Consider the following 15,751-nt stretch of genomic DNA (forward strand, 5'->3'; position numbering starts at 1 on the left):
CGAGTCCTAAATGAGCAAGCCCCCACACGAAGATCTTTCAGCAGCAGGCTCCCCTGAATCGGAAAAAACTTCCTTATCGCTGCTCCGAACACCCAAGCTCGATGGACACGATGTCGAGCAAAAACGACTGGAAATTGCACAGTACTTTACCAATACCTTTGATATTTACACCCGACTGTTCAACTGCTTGGCGGACGAATCTGCTTTCTACCAAAAACCCATTCCGCTGCGGCATCCACTCATTTTTTACCTGGGCCACACCGCCACGTTTTTTGTGAACAAACTGGTCTTGGCAAAGCTTTTACCTGAGCGGATTGATCCCTACATGGAGTCTGTTTTTGCTGTAGGTGTTGATGAGATGAGCTGGGATGACTTAGACGAAGATCACTACGATTGGCCTAGCCCCTCAGCCGTTTTTGAGTATCGTGCCAAGGTACGTAGCACCGTACTCAACCTGATCGAGACCCTACCCCTGAACATCCCTGTTGCCTGGGACACCCCTTGGTGGCCCATCGTAATGGGCATCGAACACGAACGAATTCACCTTGAAACAAGTTCGGTTCTAATCCGCCAGCATGAACTGGACAAGGTTCGGCCTCAAGCAGAATGGTTACCGATTCGCGAAACCGGAGAAGCGCCGGAAAACAGCTTGATGACGGTTCCCGCCGGCACAGTAGATATCGGTAAATCCCATGACGACGTCTACTATGGATGGGACAACGAATACGGGGAACATCATGCTGACGTGCATGAGTTCAAAGCGAGTCAGTACCTGGTCAGCAACCAGGAGTATCTGGCATTCGTAGAAGACGGTGGTTACGAGGAAAGTCAATACTGGACGGAAGAAGGCCAAGCCTGGCGTCAGTTTAGCCAAGCCAAGCACCCGACTTTCTGGCGCTGGCGGAATCGTTGGCACCTGCGCCTGATGACTGAAGAAATTGAAATGCCTTGGGATTGGCCAGTCGAAGTGAACTATCACGAGGCCAAAGCCTTTTGTAACTGGAAGAAAGAGCAGACTGGCCAGCCCATTCGGCTGCCCACCGAAGACGAGTGGTACCGGCTATGTTCAGAAGCTGGCGTTAACGAAATATCAGAACGGCCAGCCAACGCCAATCTGCATCTTGACCACGGCGCGTCTTCATGCCCCGTCACACGGTTTCGCCATGGCAAATGGTTCGATGTAGTGGGCAATGTCTGGCAGTGGACTGAAACGCCGACTTATCCGTTCGACGGCTTCAAAGTGCACCCCCTTTACGATGACTTCACCACCCCCACGTTTGACGGCCAACACAACCTGATGAAGGGGGGCTCTTGGGCTTCGTGCGGTAATGAAGCACGCTTGTCCGCCCGTTACGCTTTTAGAAAGCACTTCTTTCAGCACGCGGGCTTTCGTTATGTCTCGTCCGACACTGAAGTCGCGCAACCCGATGCCTACTATGAAAGCGACCGTTTGCTAACCGAATACGCTGAATTCCACTTCGGTGATTCCTGGCACGGAGTTCGCAATTTCCCCTTGGCTCTGTCTGAGCGTGCGCTCGAAGCCATGGCGGGAAAGCCTGCCCGAAAAGCCTTGGACCTGGGCTGTGCCTGCGGTCGCGCCAGCTTCGAGTTAGCCAAACATTTTGATGCCGTGGATGGTGTCGATTTTTCGGCCAACTTTATTCGGCTAGGCACTGAGATGGCCGAACAGGGCTCCGTGCGCTATGCACGAACGGAAGAAGGCGATCTGGTCAGTTATCATACCCGCTCCCTTAAAGACCTGGGGCTGGACAAGACCGCAAACAGAGTGTCCTTTCAGCAAGGCGATGCCTGTAATCTCAAGCCCCACCACACGGGGTATGATCTCGTATTGGCAGCAAATCTCATCGACCGGCTCTACAAGCCGAAACAATTCCTATGCAGTATCCACGAACGCATTAATGACGGTGGTGTTCTGCTGATCGCCTCACCTTATACCTGGATGGAAGAGCACACTCCGAAAGAAGAGTGGATCGGGGGATTCAAAAAAGACGGTGAAGATTACACCACCTTAGACGGTCTGAAAGAGTTATTGACCCCGAATTTTCGACTCATACAGGCGCCAGAGAAGGTGCCCTTTGTGATCCGCGAGACCCAGCACAAGTTCCAACATACCTTATCGGAAGTGACCCTTTGGGAACGACGGCCGCGGTAAGCGAGATTGGCGGGCCAGGCCTTCCGGCTCGCCAATACATGATGAGCCTGCCCCTATAACGGAGGCAGGCTCAATATCGCCTTCAAAGCAAAGACACTATGGCCTCGTGCTCCTCATTGATCTTGGTACGGGTGTCATCCGCCAGGAAGCGCGCAATCTTTTTACCTAGAAAAGGCACATCAGATTTCACCGTAAGGTTGATGTGGTTGATACAGCGTTCACCGTTCCCCTTAACCCGCATAACACCTTTGATCTTGGCCGGTACCCCTTCCACTTTCACCCGGAACTCGCAGTGCCACTCGTCATCATCTTTTTTGACCCAATGCTCTTCCTGACGGATTTCGTTCCACTCTCGGTGAAAACTCGCGAGCACTCCCGGCACCTGAGTTGACGCTGTCATTTCACGCTCGACAACCAGCTTTCCAGCGGCATCGTCTTTTTGCGCATCAACAACTTTTACGTTGCGAGCACCCAGTTTTTCGTTCTTGGCTAGAATGAGGTCCTCTGAAAAAAAGTGACTGATCACGTGATCCACGCCAGCATCGTATGAATGCTCAAGAGTCAGTTCCATAAATCCTCCATCGTATGATGACGCTATTGTTGCGACACGCGCGGCCTACAGCATTGGCCCAGAGGGCGGCGCGCTCTGGCAAGGAGGCCAGAGCGATCAGATCACATTTTAGCGATTTATTGCTGGCCTCTCTGCCAATGCTCTACCACGTTTGGCGGTGGCCAGTCGCCGCCGTTAACTGTATTATCTCTTTTGGTTAACAGCCGACAAATTTGATCTTACAACGACTGCCCTACTGGAGCCCCGCCCTATGCGTAATGCTGATCTTGTCGCCCGCGGCCTCAAATCTGTGTGGCACCCCTGCACTCAGATGAAAGACCACGAAACCCTGCCACTGGTGCCCATCAAGCGTGGTGAAGGTGTTTGGTTGGAAGATTTCGAAAACAATCGGTTTATAGACGCGGTCAGTTCATGGTGGGTCAATCTTTTCGGCCACGCCAACCCCAGAATCAACGCGGCGATTCAGCAGCAGGTGAGCGAGCTGGAGCATGTCATTCTTGCCGGTTTCACCCACGAACCGGTCGTGAACCTTTCCGAACGGCTTATTGAGGTAACGCCGGAAGGGCTCAACAAATGTTTCTATGCCGATAACGGTTCATCGGCCATCGAAGCGGCGCTCAAAATGAGCTTTCACTACTGGAAGAACCTGGGTAAGCCGGGCAAAAAGAACTTTGTAAACCTGAGCAACAGTTACCACGGTGAAACCTTGGGGGCTTTGGCGCTCGGCGATGTTGGCCTCTATAAAGACACCTACCAACCGTTGCTGATGGAAGTGATCACGGCCCCGTCTCCGGATGCTTACCACGCAGAGCCCGGCGAAACCGACGAAGAGTACGCGTTGCGTCAGTTCGAGGCGATGGAAAAGCTGTTGGCTGAAAAACACGATGAAATCTGCGCCGTTGTGGTGGAGCCGCTAATTCAGTGTGCCGGCGGCATGCGCATGCACCACCCGATTTACCACACCAAGTTGCGTGAGGCCTGTGATCGCTACGGCGTGCATTTGATAGCCGATGAAATTGCCGTCGGATTTGGCCGCACCGGCACTATGTTTGCCTGCGAACAATCCGGCATCACGCCTGACTTCATGTGTTTGTCCAAAGGCCTGACGGCTGGCTACCTGCCGCTCTCGGTCGTGCTGACCACCGATACCGTCTACGATGCGTTCTATGACGACTACGAAACTCTGAAAGCCTTCCTGCACAGCCACAGCTACACCGGCAACCCCATCGGCTGCGCCGTTGCTCTGGCCACGTTGGACATTTTTCGGGACGACAATGTCATCGAAAAAAACCGTCAGCTGTCTCGCTGCATGGCCGAATCCGTCGCCCATCTGGCCGACCATCCTCACGTTGGCGACATCCGCCAACACGGTATGACGCTGGCCATCGAAATGGTCAAAGACAAAACGTCCAAAACCCCGTTCCCGTGGCAAGAACGCCGTGGCCTGAAAGTGTACCAACACTCTTTGACACGCGAGGCCCTGCTACGACCATTAGGGAACGTGGTATATTTCATGCCCCCTTATGTCATCACTGAAGACCAGATTCGTCATTTGGCTCAGGTGGCTACTGAAGGCATCGACATCGCCGTAAAAGGCTAAGGAGCACCGAGCCCCATGCGTATACCCAGAATTTTCACCGACAGCCCGCTGAACGTAGGCAGCCAGTGTGAACTCGATGAAAACGCCGCGAATCACGTTGGCCGGGTACTGCGCATGCAAGGGGGGCAAGAGCTTCGGCTTTTCAACAACGATGGCTGCGATTACCGTGCGACCATCATTCAGGCCAGCAAAAAGAACGTCACGGTCGAAGTCTCGGGCCAGGAAGACAATTCAACAGAATCGCCACTCAAGATCATCCTCGGGCAAACATTGTCGAAAGGTGATCGCATGGACTACGCCGTTCAAAAGGCCGTAGAAATGGGCGTTACCACCATTGTGCCGCTCAGCACCCAACGCAGTGATGTAAAGCTGAAAGGCGACCGCGAGGAAAAACGCCTGCGCCACTGGCAGCAAGTGGCAATCAGCGCGGCGGAGCAATGCGGCCGCGCCAAGGTGCCGGACATCCTGCCAGTTATGTCAGTGCAAGAATGGCTGGAATACAGCCAATCCTGCGACCTGAGACTGGTACTACACCACCGCACGGAACAATCTTTGAACACGCTCGACAAGCCCGCCAACGTCGCTCTGATGATCGGCCCCGAAGGCGGATTAACCGCCGACGAGATTGCCCAAGCGGAACGAAACGGGTTTCTCCCCGTCGCACTTGGCCCCCGGGTTCTGCGCACAGAAACCGCTCCGGTAGCGGCCATGGCCCTGTGTCAGTGGTTGTGGGGAGACATCGGCGGTTAATCCAAGCATGGCCGTGGCACGCAATTTCAGCGGCAACTCAGTCATTGACAGAACCTGCCGTGCTCCACATCATTCATAGCTTATCGAAAGCCAGCCGAAACCCTTCTGGCAATAACAACTGACGATGCGAGCTCAGGATGACAGATTTATTTTCGACCCCGGAATTCTGGCAGTACCTCAGCATTCCTGTAATCGCCGCTATGATCGGATGGGGTACCAATTGGTTGGCTATCAAGATGACGTTCTATCCTTTGGAATTCATCGGCAAGCCGCCCCGGCTCGGCTGGCAGGGCATCATTCCCTCGAAAGCCAGAAAAATGGCTGCCATCAGCGTTGATGCCACTATCTCCAAAATCGGCACCGTTGAGGAGATTTTCGAGCAAATAGACCCGAACGTTCTCGCTGCCCACATCATCTACACCGTCGAACCGCGAGTTGAAGAATACGTCGACGAACTCATGCTCAGAGAACATCCCACCTTCTGGGAAAACTTGCCATCGTCGGCACGCAAACTGGTTTACGACCGAGTTAGAAAAGCCGCCCCGAAGCTAGTGGACAACCTGGTTCAGGACATCGCCAACAACATCGAAGACCTGCTCGACATCAAAGGCATGGTGATCGACCGTCTGGCCAAAGATAAACGGCTGCTGAACCGCATTTTCCTAGAGTGCGGAGATGTCGAATTTCGGTTCATCATCAACTCTGGCCTCTACTTTGGCTTTCTCTTCGGCCTCATCCAAATGGCCGTCTGGTACTTTTATCCAGCGATCTGGGTACTCCCTGTGTTTGGCCTGTTGGTGGGCTGGGCGACCAACTGGATTGCCCTCAACGTGATATTTCGCCCTTTGAAACCGCACAAAATTGGGCCGGTGAAGATCCAGGGACTGTTCCTCAAGCGCCAGCCGGAAGTGGCGCAAGCGTTCTGCCACATCGTCACCCATGAGATCCTTACTGTTGGCAACATCATCCAAGGGATACTTGAAGGCCCTAAAGGCGACCGTGCTCGCAACATGGTGAAGAAGCACATCAAGCCGCTGGTCGATGAAACAGCGGGTATGGGCAAAGCGTTTACACAAATGGCCTTTGGCCCCACCGGCTTTGCGGCACTGAAAAATCAGGTCGGTGAGAAAGCCATTAGCATTTCGCACAGTTCTTTCGACAACCCGGCCTTTGAAAAAGACCGGGCTCGCGCCGTTGAATCCATCATGGTGGAAAGGATGATCGCTCTTTCATCCGAAGAGTTTCAGGATCTACTACGCCCCTGCTTTCAAGAAGACGAAATCAAGCTGATTCTGGTGGGTGCTTTCCTCGGTATGGCAGCCGGTATCGGCCAGTTGGTCTTTATTTTCGGGGATACGCTGCTTTAAGACTGTGCATAGAAGCTGCACATATCTATACTCACGGGATACACCACTCAAGACATACCCGTTCGGAGGCATTGGATGCCGGGATTTTTTTCTTGGGTTTCCGGCTTGTTCTCGAAAAAACAGCCCGCGCGCCATGCGCAAGAAACTCGCCTGTTCAACCACGCGCCAAAGAGCTTGGCCGCCAGCGAAGAGACCGCAGCCAAACCTCCCCCCCGCTTGGAAGAGCATCTGTTTTGCTGGTTGCTGAACACTCAGCCGGCCCGGTTAAACAAGAAGCCATCCGGCTCTGACAAAGTTCTGGCCGAGTTAGAACGCCGCTTGCAAACCAACACCATGGAAGAGCTGCCACGCAAACCCGGCACCTTACCGATGCTCATGCGAGCGCTGTCTGCGGAAACCACCGACCGGAAGCACATCACCGACATCATCCTGAGTGACCCGTCCCTGACCGACCAGCTGCTTCAGGTAGCCAACAGTCCGCAGTTCAAGCCGGGAGACTATCTGATCGAATCGGTTGACCAAGCGGTTTTTGTACTCGGCTTGAACGGCATCCGTAACGTGATTGCAGCGGCGGTAATGCGCCCAATGATGGCAGCGAGAAACAGCTCGGAAGCGCTCTTCGCACAAAGGGCATGGCGTTGGGGCCTGACCTGCGCACGCTCCGCAGAGATGATCGCAAGAATTCATAACGAAGACACCAGCGCCCATTTCATGGTGGGTTTACTACCTTCTTTGGCCTACATCACGATTCGTCGTGAGATTGCCGCCATCTGCAGAGCCGGGAATTTGGATAGCGAACCGGAACCTGCGTTACTCAGGCTGGCTCTGGCCAGGCATCAATGGGCCACGTGCCAGTTGCTGGCCAACGTTTGGGCATTGCCGCCTAAGTATCACGCGTGGCTGCTATCGGCCGAGCGGCCAGCCCCTAAACAAGACAACTGGCCATTACTGGATGGGCTTTTGGTAGGCACCCGGGAAGTTCTTCGTCATGCCCGGCAGCGCAACCTGGCGGAGGAAGATCTGCTGAAGACTGTGCACATCTCGCCTCAACAACTTGACCAGGTTCGAGCCGCTGTGCTGTCCATGCTCAAAGAAGGCGGCAACGAACACTAGCCGCCGTTACCGAACGCGGCGGTCTAGTTCGCGTCACGGTCGGACGGCTGGCCAAGCAGCTCCGCAAAACTGACATCGTCACGCCCGCACGACACATCAATCAGCTGCGTGGGCAATGCGTTCGCGGGCAAGCGGTCAACCACCCGATCTTCATCGCGGCGCACCACCTTCAGAACCATCTCGATGGTGATCAGATCGAGTGCACGCCCGGGCACCAGTTGGTCGCCATTGCGCCCCGCCAAACTCAGTACTCCGGCCCGGATTAATTTGTCACTGACACGCCGGGTAACCTCACCGGGCACTCGCAATTCGTGTTCTAACGATTCCTGTTGTGGAGCGGGTTCACCCTGACTGAACGGCTTAGCCACCATCCACATCAAGGCCAGAGCGACCCGCTCTTGCAGTTCGGGCGCCATTTGCACGTTTCGTTTTTTGGCAACCGAGCCGGGATTTTGCATATAAAACGCTAAACTGGCTCCCAACAACAGAATCATCCAGTTCAGGTAGATCCAGATCAGCAAAATAATCCCGACCGCAAACCCTGAATAAATGGCTGCGTATTTGGCCGAACCCGCCACGAAAGACGCAAAAAGCATCCCGCCAGCCTGCCAGGAAATACCCGCCAGCAGGCCCGCGATAAAGGCATAGCGGAACTTGACGCGGGTGTTGGGGATGAAGATGTATACAAAGGTGAACGCAGCCACAACCAGAAAGAAAGGCGTAAAGCGGGTGGCTATGACAATGAGCGAGCCAAACGGCTCAATGGCTAATAGCGTTTGCACGATATCCGACGACAACACCGTGGCGGTTGCCCCCACTGCAGACACCATCAGCAGTGGCCCCACCATAATAACGCTAAGGTAGTTGCTGAATCGCTGTGCCATGGAGCGCATATCCGGCACTCGCCAGATCATATTGAATGATCGCTCGATCTTCTGGACCAGCGAGATCACGGTATACACCAGCATTGCCAGCCCCACCGACCCCAGCACGCCAACTTTGATGTTATCGACGAATCCGAGAATCTGCTCCGCGATCTCGATGCCTTGCGGCCCCATCGGCTGGAAAAACTGATACAGGAACGGTTCCATGCGCTGATGCACACCCAGTGCCTTCAGCACCGAGAAACTCAGCGCCAGCAAAGGCACAATACTCAGGAGCGTGGTATACACCAAGCTCATGGAATGCAAAGTCAGCTGACCACTGATGACATCCCGAACCAGGGCATACAGAGACCGGCCAGACTTATACAGCCAGGTCCACGGCCAGGACTGAGGAGGATTAGGGTTGGAAAGAATCCAGTCTTCTGCGGCCTGAAGCCGCTCCTTAAATTGTGTAGACGCCACGTAGAACCCTACTTTGTTGGTCTTTTCTACAGCTTATCAGGCAGATGGCCGTAAACAACCCGCTGTTCCTCATTTTAAACCGCTTTCAGGTTTTTCGCGGTAATGCCCACAATCCGCTGCCGGGCCTCTCGACTGGCCCAGGCGGAGTGAGGCGTCACGATCAGATTCGGAATATCCTCAGCCAGCAGCGGGTTACCGTTGCGCGGAGGCTCTTCGGTTAAGACATCGAACCCTGCCCCGGCAATTTGCCCCTGCCTCAACGCATTTGCCAACGCACGTTCATCAACCAAACCTCCCCGGCTGGTGTTTATCAGCAACGCTGTCGGCTTCATCAGCCCCAGCTCTCGCTCACCGATCAAGTTTCGGGTTTCTTCCGTTAGCAAACAATGCAGCGATAACACATCGGCCCGTGCCAACAGCTCGTCCAACGGAATACGCGGATAACCATCCACACTTCCCGCTTCCTGCCCGGGGCGGCACCCCAGAACAATGTTCATGCCAAACGCTTTCGCCCGTTCAGCGACACCCTGCCCCAAATCGCCGTACCCCAAAATACCCAGCGTTTTGCCTTCAAGCTCCATGATTGGATGGTCCATCAGGCAAAACATGTCGCTGCGTGCCCAAGTACCGTTGCGAGCATCGCGGTTGTAATCCAGAAGCCGTGTGGCCAACGCCAGAATCAACGCCATCGTGTGCTGGGCCACGGTGGAGCGGCCGTAATGGGTTACATTGAGCACCGCTATACCGTGTTCTTTAGCGGCGTCCAGATCAATATTGTTCAAACCGGTTGCCACCACCGCGATGGTTTTTAGTTCCGGGCACGCTTCAAAGTGCTCTCGCCCCAACACCACCTTGTTCACTAACACGGTGTCGAACCCGCGAATACGGCTCAAGATCTGTTCCGGTGCGGTGCGTTCATGGCAGGTTAATCCGCCCGTCACCGCCTCGATGGGGGACAAATCCACATCATCCCCGATTGTTTTGGCATCCAGAAAAACGGCTTTCATACTTTTCTCCTGTCTCAAGCGATGAACAGATTAAGCTAGACTGAAACAAATTGATCAATCCCGGAGGCGCACTATGGAACACGAATTCTGGCACGAACGCTGGGCCAAAGAGCAAATTGGCTTTCACGAAGGCACCGTCAACCAATACCTGTACGACCACTGGCCGGAACTGGCCGGCTCAGGAACCGAGGCGGTGTTTGTACCGCTGTGTGGCAAAGCCCACGACATGTGGTGGCTAAACGACCGGGGCCACCCCATCATTGGTGTCGAGCTCAGCGACGTGGCGTGCAAAGACTTCTTCGAAGAAGCTGGCGAAAAAGCCATGGTCAGCCCCGGCGAACCTTTCACCACATTCACTCACGGCAATCTGCAGCTTTGGTGCGGTGACTTTTTCCAGCTGGTACCACAAGACCTCAAACACATCCGTCTGGTCTACGACAGAGCTGCTCTTATCGCCCTGCCGCCGGAAATGCGCCAAGACTATGTCAATCACCTGACAGCCGTCACACCGGAGAACCTCACCGTACTACTGATCACCCTCGACTACGACAATCAGGAGATGAAAGGCCCTCCTTTTAATGTCAGCGATGACGAAGTTCGCAAGCTCTTTTCTGAAGACTACAACATTACGCTGATACACACGCAAGACATGGCACACGACAGCCCCTTCGCGAAGCGAAAAGGACTGAGCAAAGGAGCCACGGAAAGCGTGTTCAAACTCACCAAAAGATAATTTTAATGAACCCTTTCTGCACTCGGCCTGTCCAACCTCACGAGTCTGAACTAAGCTCAAATTAAACAACCCATTCAACCATTCACACGGCCCCGGATCACCACTGCCGGGGCACTGCGGAGACACTGCGTGAGTTAGAACTGTCCATAACAAGCGAATGTAAGCGAGGGTATCTATGAGCATTCTGCAGCATTTCAAAGACCGGTATGCACAAACTCAGGAAGAAGAGTTCTCTCTTGAGGAATACCTGGAGATCTGCAAAAACGATCCAACAGCCTACGCCACCGCCGCGGAGCGTATGTTAATTGCCATCGGCGAGCCGGAACTGATTGACACCTCTCGAGACCCTCGCCTCTCACGTATTTTTTCCAACAAAGTCATCAAGCGTTATCCGGAATTCGACGAGTTCTACGGCATGGAAGAAGCTGTAGAAAACATCGTGTCGTTTTTCCGGCATGCAGCCCAAGGCCTGGAAGAAAAGAAGCAAATTCTCTACCTGTTGGGCCCGGTCGGTGGCGGTAAATCGTCTCTCGCTGAAAAACTGAAAGCGCTGATGCAAAAAGTGCCTTTCTACGCCATCAAAGACTCGCCGGTGAACGAAAGCCCGCTGGGCCTTTTCAACCCCGACGAGGATGGTCCGATTCTGGAAGAAGAGTACGGCATCCCGGGCCGATACCTGAAAAGCATTATGTCGCCTTGGGCGGTCAAACGGCTGCACGAATACGGCGGCGACATCAGTCAGTTCCGGGTGGTGAAACGCTACCCATCCATTCTCGACCAGATTGCGGTTTCGAAAACCGAGCCCGGGGACGACAACAACCAGGACATTTCCGCACTGGTCGGTAAGGTCAACATCCGCATGCTGGAAGATTTCTCGCAAGACGATCCGGATGCCTACAGCTTCAGCGGCGGCCTGTGCAAAGCCAACCAAGGCTTGCTGGAATTTGTCGAGATGTTCAAAGCTCCGATCAAAGTGTTGCATCCGCTGCTGACGGCCACCCAGGAAGGCAACTACAACACCACCGAAGGCATGGGATCTGTGCCCTTTGACGGTGTGATACTGGCCCACTCCAACGAATCCGAGTGGCAAACCTTCCGCAACAACAAACACAACGAGGCCTTCCTCGACCGGGTGTATATCGTCAAAGTGCCCTACTGCGTACGGGTCACCGAAGAGATCGAGATCTACCGCAAATTGCTGAAGAACAGCTCACTATCGGGTGCACCTTGTGCCCCGGACACCTTGGACATGCTGGCCCAGTTCTCGGTGCTATCACGCATCAAAGACCCGGAAAATTCGAGCATCTTCTCGAAAATGAAGGTGTACGACGGCCAGAACATCAAAGACACCGACCCGAAAGCCAAATCCATTCAGGAATATCGCGACGCGGCCGGTGTGATGGAAGGCATGGACGGTTTGTCCACCCGCTTCGCGTTCAAGATCTTGTCGAAAGTCTTCAACTTCGACACCACGGAAATCGCGGCCAACCCGGTTCACCTGCTGTACGTACTGGAAAAACAGATTGAACAGGAACAGTACGCCGCGGATACCCAGGAAAAATACCTGCGCTTCATCAAGGAGTATCTGGCACCGCACTATGTCCAGTTCATTGGCAAGGAAATCCAGACAGCCTATCTGGAAAGCTACAGCGAGTACGGCCAGAACCTGTTCGACCGCTACGTCACCTACGCCGACCTGTGGATTCAAGATCAGGAATTCCGCGACCCGGAAACCGGCGACATTCTGGACCGCTCGTCCATCAACGACGAACTGGAGAAAATCGAGAAACCCGCGGGCATCAGCAACCCGAAAGATTTCCGCAACGAGGTGGTCAATTTCGTACTGCGGGCCCGTGCCAACAATCACGGCGAAAATCCGTCTTGGCTCAGTTATGAAAAACTGCGCAGCGTGATCGAGAAGAAAATGTTCTCGAACACAGAAGATTTGCTGCCGGTTATTTCGTTCAACCCGAAAGCCAGTCAGGAGGATCAAAACAAGCACAAACAATTTGTCGAACGCATGGTCGATCGGGGGTACACCGAGAAACAGGTCCGCTTGCTTGCCGAGTGGTATCTGCGTGTGCGTAAGTCCCATTAACGACCAGCGGGAGCAGTAACATGGGCATGACCCACATAGTCGATCGACGACTTAACGGTAAAAACAAGAGCGCGGTGAACCGGGAACGGTTCCTGCGCCGCTACCGGCATCACATCAAGAAAGCGGTTTCGGAAGCCGTACAGCGCCGCTCCATCACCGATGTGGAGCGGGGCGAGAAGGTCAGCATTCCCTCGAAAGACATTCAGGAACCCATCTTCCGACATGGCGCCGGTGGGCGCCGTGATGCCGTGCATCCCGGCAACCAGGAATGGGTGGCGGGCGATACCATCGCCAAACCCGAAGGCGGCGCCGGTCAAGGTCAAGGCCAGGGGCAAGCCAGCCCCGATGGTGAAGGCATGGACGAGTTCGTATTCCAGATCACTCAGGAAGAGTTTCTGGAATTCCTGTTCGACGATCTGGAATTGCCAAACCTTGCCCGTAAGAAACTCAAAGATACGGAAGCGTTCAGTTTCGTTCGGGCGGGCTTTACGAGCCAGGGCGTTCCGGCAAAACTGGACGTGGTGCGCTCCTTGCGTGGTGCCCACGCCCGACGGCTGGGTTTAAGCGGCGCTCGCAAGAGAAAAATTCGTGAGCTGGAGGCACAACTGCAGGCACTACAAACTGCGCCCGATGATCTGGACCCGGCGTTCAGCCACGAAGACCAGATCAAGGCGTTGATTGACGAAATTGCCGAGCTGAAAGCCAATGTCAGGCGCATCCCGTTCATCGATGAAATCGACCTGCGCTACCGGCAGCACCAAAAGCAACCGAAACCCGCGACCAGTGCAGTGATGTTCTGCCTGATGGATGTGTCTGGCTCAATGACTCAGATGCACAAAGACATCGCCAAACGCTTTTTCATTCTGCTTTATATGTTTCTGAAAAAGAACTACAAGAAAATCGACGTGGTGTTTATTCGCCATCACACCAGTGCGAAAGAAGTTACCGAAGAAGAGTTCTTCTATTCCCGCGAAACCGGCGGCACCATTGTTTCAAGCGCCCTGAAGTTGATGCGGAAAATTATCGAAGCCAGGTACTCTCCTGCCGAGTGGAACATTTACGCTGCTCAGGCTTCCGACGGTGACAACTGGAACGATGACTCCCCCACCTGCGGCAAGCTGCTGGCTGAAGGCATTTTGCCTCAAGTGCAATACTACTCTTACATCGAGATCACACCGCTGGATCATCAAACCCTCTGGTATGAATACGAGAAATTGATGGCAGAACACCCGCAAAGTTTTGCCATGCAACAGATTGCTGACCCAGCGGACATATACCCGGTTTTCCGGAAGCTGTTCGAGAGGAAAGCTGCATGAATGAATCCATTGATCGGCCCAACGATCTGGACGGCCGTGAACCCAACGTCGGTACCCCCATTTCGACCAGCTCGGAATGGACCTTCGAGCTGATCCAAAAATACGACGAAGCCATCGCGGAATGTGCCGCCGAATTTGGCCTGGATACCTACCCCAACCAAATCGAGGTGATCACCGCAGAACAGATGATGGATGCCTACAGCTCGGTGGGCATGCCGGTGGGTTATAACCATTGGTCGTTCGGCAAGCAATTTCTACAGACATCCAAAGGTTACCAACGAGGCCAGATGGGGCTGGCCTATGAAATCGTGATCAACTCCAACCCCTGTATCGCCTACCTGATGGAAGAGAATACCTTACCCATGCAGGCGCTGGTTGTTGCTCACGCCAGCTATGGCCACAATTCTTTCTTCAAGGGCAATTACCTGTTCCGTACCTGGACCGATGCCAACGCTATCATCGATTATCTCGTGTTTGCCCGAAACTATGTATCTGAATGCGAAGAACGCTACGGCATTGATGCCGTGGAAGAGATTTTGGACTCCTGCCATGCCTTGATGAACTACGGCGTAGACCGCTACAAGCGGCCGTCCCCTATTTCTGCGGAGGAAGAAATTCAGAGACAAACCGAACGGGAAGAGTATCAACAGCGTCGGATTAACGACCTGTGGCGTACGATTCCAAAACCGGAAGAGGACGACCCGGTCAAGCGCAAACCGCGATTCCCCTCTGAGCCACAAGAAAACCTGCTGTACTTCATCGAAAAGAACGCGCCTTTGCTGGAAACCTGGCAACGGGAACTGGTGCGTATCGTGCGGAAACTGGCGCAATACTTCTACCCGCAGCGCCAGACTCAAGTGATGAACGAAGGCTGGGCCAGCTTTTGGCACTACACGCTGCTGCACCGTTTGTACGAAAAGGGGTTGGTGAACGATGGCTTCATGCTGGAATTCCTGCAAAGCCACACCTCGGTTGTTTACCAACCTCCGTTCAACAGCCCTTGGTATTCCGGCATTAATCCCTACACGCTCGGGTTTTCCATCTACACCGACTTACGGCGGATGTGCGAAAACCCCACCGATGAAGACCGCGAATGGTTTCCGGAGATCGCCGGCACCGACTGGCTGGAAACCCTTCATTTTGCCATGCGAAACTTCAAAGACGAGAGTTTCATACTGCAATACCTTTCACCCAAAATCATGCGGGATCTCAAACTGTTCGCCATCGAAGACGACGACAACCAAAACCACTACACGGTAACCGCGATTCACGATGAAGCCGGCTACCGAACGCTTCGCGAAAAACTGGCCGCACAATACAACCTGAGCTATCGGGAACCGAACATTCAGGTTTGGAACGTGGATGTGCGGGGCGACCGCTCGCTCACGCTCAGACATATTCCGACTGACCATATCCCTCTGGGCAAGGAAACCGATGAAGTGCTGAAACACGTTCACCGGCTTTGGGGTTTCGACGTTTTCCTCGAAACGGTGGACAACGGCAAGGTACAAAACACACACCGCTGCCCGCCGCTCTCTGTCGATGACGATTAAAGAAGGCTCCCGCTCCTTAGCTTATAGCTTAAAACACTAAAAAAGAGCGTTCTCAACGGAACGCTTTTCATCGAGGTGTCGCCTTCTAGTCGGTATACTAACGCTCATAATTAGAAATAACACA

The 15,751-nt window shown here is 53.9% G+C and carries 12 protein-coding genes; 9 read left to right on the top strand and 3 right to left on the bottom strand.

Features of this window, described 5'->3' with window-relative positions:
• Positions 1-10: 10 nt before the first annotated feature.
• Positions 11-2,173 (top strand): 5-histidylcysteine sulfoxide synthase, encoded by a 2,163-nt coding sequence (gene ovoA / locus MWU64_RS01290; RefSeq protein WP_247059665.1) that lies wholly within the window; start codon positions 11-13, stop codon positions 2,171-2,173.
• Positions 2,174-2,255: 82 nt separating this feature from the next.
• Here the strand turns inward: ovoA and MWU64_RS01295 are convergent, their stop codons facing one another.
• Positions 2,256-2,744 carry a DUF2505 domain-containing protein gene (locus tag MWU64_RS01295; RefSeq protein WP_247059667.1) on the bottom strand — a complete coding sequence of 163 codons (489 nt, stop codon included), beginning with the start codon at positions 2,742-2,744 and terminating at the stop codon, positions 2,256-2,258.
• A 250-nt stretch (positions 2,745-2,994) separates the two neighbouring features.
• Between MWU64_RS01295 and MWU64_RS01300 the strand changes: the two genes are divergently transcribed.
• From MWU64_RS01300 to MWU64_RS01315, 4 genes are all read left to right on the top strand, one after another.
• Entirely contained in the window at positions 2,995-4,344 is a 1,350-nt protein-coding gene (locus MWU64_RS01300) for an adenosylmethionine--8-amino-7-oxononanoate transaminase (protein WP_247059670.1), read from the top strand.
• A 15-nt stretch (positions 4,345-4,359) separates the two neighbouring features.
• Entirely contained in the window at positions 4,360-5,094 is a 735-nt protein-coding gene (locus MWU64_RS01305) for a 16S rRNA (uracil(1498)-N(3))-methyltransferase (protein WP_247059672.1), read from the top strand.
• A gap of 137 nt (positions 5,095-5,231) precedes the next feature.
• The gene (locus MWU64_RS01310) at positions 5,232-6,461 is read left to right on the top strand and encodes a hypothetical protein (protein WP_247059682.1); all 1,230 of its coding nucleotides are present in this window, start codon (positions 5,232-5,234) and stop codon (positions 6,459-6,461) included.
• Between the two features lie 75 nt (positions 6,462-6,536).
• Positions 6,537-7,574 (top strand): HDOD domain-containing protein, encoded by a 1,038-nt coding sequence (locus MWU64_RS01315; protein ID WP_247059685.1) that lies wholly within the window; start codon positions 6,537-6,539, stop codon positions 7,572-7,574.
• A 23-nt stretch (positions 7,575-7,597) separates the two neighbouring features.
• On the opposite strand, the gene MWU64_RS01320 is transcribed toward MWU64_RS01315, so the two are convergent.
• Both MWU64_RS01320 and MWU64_RS01325 read right to left on the bottom strand, forming a co-directional pair.
• The gene (locus tag MWU64_RS01320; protein ID WP_247059687.1) at positions 7,598-8,920 is read right to left on the bottom strand and encodes a YihY/virulence factor BrkB family protein; all 1,323 of its coding nucleotides are present in this window, start codon (positions 8,918-8,920) and stop codon (positions 7,598-7,600) included.
• Positions 8,921-8,994: 74 nt separating this feature from the next.
• Positions 8,995-9,927, bottom strand: a complete 933-nt coding sequence (locus tag MWU64_RS01325; RefSeq protein WP_247059695.1) for a D-2-hydroxyacid dehydrogenase — start codon at positions 9,925-9,927, stop codon at positions 8,995-8,997.
• Between the two features lie 73 nt (positions 9,928-10,000).
• Here MWU64_RS01325 and tmpT point away from each other — a divergent pair, with 73 nt between their 5' ends.
• From tmpT to MWU64_RS01345, 4 genes are all read left to right on the top strand, one after another.
• A complete protein-coding gene (gene tmpT / locus MWU64_RS01330; protein WP_247059702.1) occupies positions 10,001-10,660 on the top strand; it encodes a thiopurine S-methyltransferase in 660 nt (219 codons plus the stop codon).
• Between the two features lie 175 nt (positions 10,661-10,835).
• Positions 10,836-12,758: a PrkA family serine protein kinase gene (locus tag MWU64_RS01335; protein ID WP_247059704.1), complete on the top strand. Its 1,923-nt coding sequence runs from the start codon at positions 10,836-10,838 to the stop codon at positions 12,756-12,758.
• A gap of 20 nt (positions 12,759-12,778) precedes the next feature.
• The gene (locus tag MWU64_RS01340; protein ID WP_247059707.1) at positions 12,779-14,074 is read left to right on the top strand and encodes a YeaH/YhbH family protein; all 1,296 of its coding nucleotides are present in this window, start codon (positions 12,779-12,781) and stop codon (positions 14,072-14,074) included.
• On the top strand, positions 14,071-15,627 hold the full coding sequence (locus MWU64_RS01345) for a SpoVR family protein (protein WP_247059709.1): 1,557 nt from the start codon (positions 14,071-14,073) through the stop codon (positions 15,625-15,627). The genes MWU64_RS01340 and MWU64_RS01345 overlap by 4 nt, the downstream gene beginning before the upstream one ends.
• The last annotated feature ends 124 nt before the right edge of the window (positions 15,628-15,751 follow it).

The organism is Marinobacter sp. S0848L (assembly GCF_023016065.1).
In the GTDB taxonomy this organism is placed as follows: Bacteria; Pseudomonadota; Gammaproteobacteria; order Pseudomonadales; family Oleiphilaceae; genus Marinobacter.

What these genes read in the sequence shown, in the direction of transcription:
- MWU64_RS01315 (WP_247059685.1), top strand. Translation starts at nt 6,537, where the DNA reads ATGCCGGGATTTTTTTCTTGGGTTTCCGGCTTGTTCTCGAAAAAACAG.
- MWU64_RS01305 (WP_247059672.1), top strand. Translation starts at nt 4,360, where the DNA reads ATGCGTATACCCAGAATTTTCACCGACAGCCCGCTGAACGTAGGCAGC.
- tmpT (WP_247059702.1), top strand. Translation starts at nt 10,001, where the DNA reads ATGGAACACGAATTCTGGCACGAACGCTGGGCCAAAGAGCAAATTGGC.
- MWU64_RS01325 (WP_247059695.1), bottom strand. Translation starts at nt 9,927, where the DNA reads ATGAAAGCCGTTTTTCTGGATGCCAAAACAATCGGGGATGATGTGGAT.
- MWU64_RS01295 (WP_247059667.1), bottom strand. Translation starts at nt 2,744, where the DNA reads ATGGAACTGACTCTTGAGCATTCATACGATGCTGGCGTGGATCACGTG.
- ovoA (WP_247059665.1), top strand. Translation starts at nt 11, where the DNA reads ATGAGCAAGCCCCCACACGAAGATCTTTCAGCAGCAGGCTCCCCTGAA.
- MWU64_RS01310 (WP_247059682.1), top strand. Translation starts at nt 5,232, where the DNA reads ATGACAGATTTATTTTCGACCCCGGAATTCTGGCAGTACCTCAGCATT.
- MWU64_RS01300 (WP_247059670.1), top strand. Translation starts at nt 2,995, where the DNA reads ATGCGTAATGCTGATCTTGTCGCCCGCGGCCTCAAATCTGTGTGGCAC.
- MWU64_RS01345 (WP_247059709.1), top strand. Translation starts at nt 14,071, where the DNA reads ATGAATGAATCCATTGATCGGCCCAACGATCTGGACGGCCGTGAACCC.
- MWU64_RS01335 (WP_247059704.1), top strand. Translation starts at nt 10,836, where the DNA reads ATGAGCATTCTGCAGCATTTCAAAGACCGGTATGCACAAACTCAGGAA.
- MWU64_RS01340 (WP_247059707.1), top strand. Translation starts at nt 12,779, where the DNA reads ATGGGCATGACCCACATAGTCGATCGACGACTTAACGGTAAAAACAAG.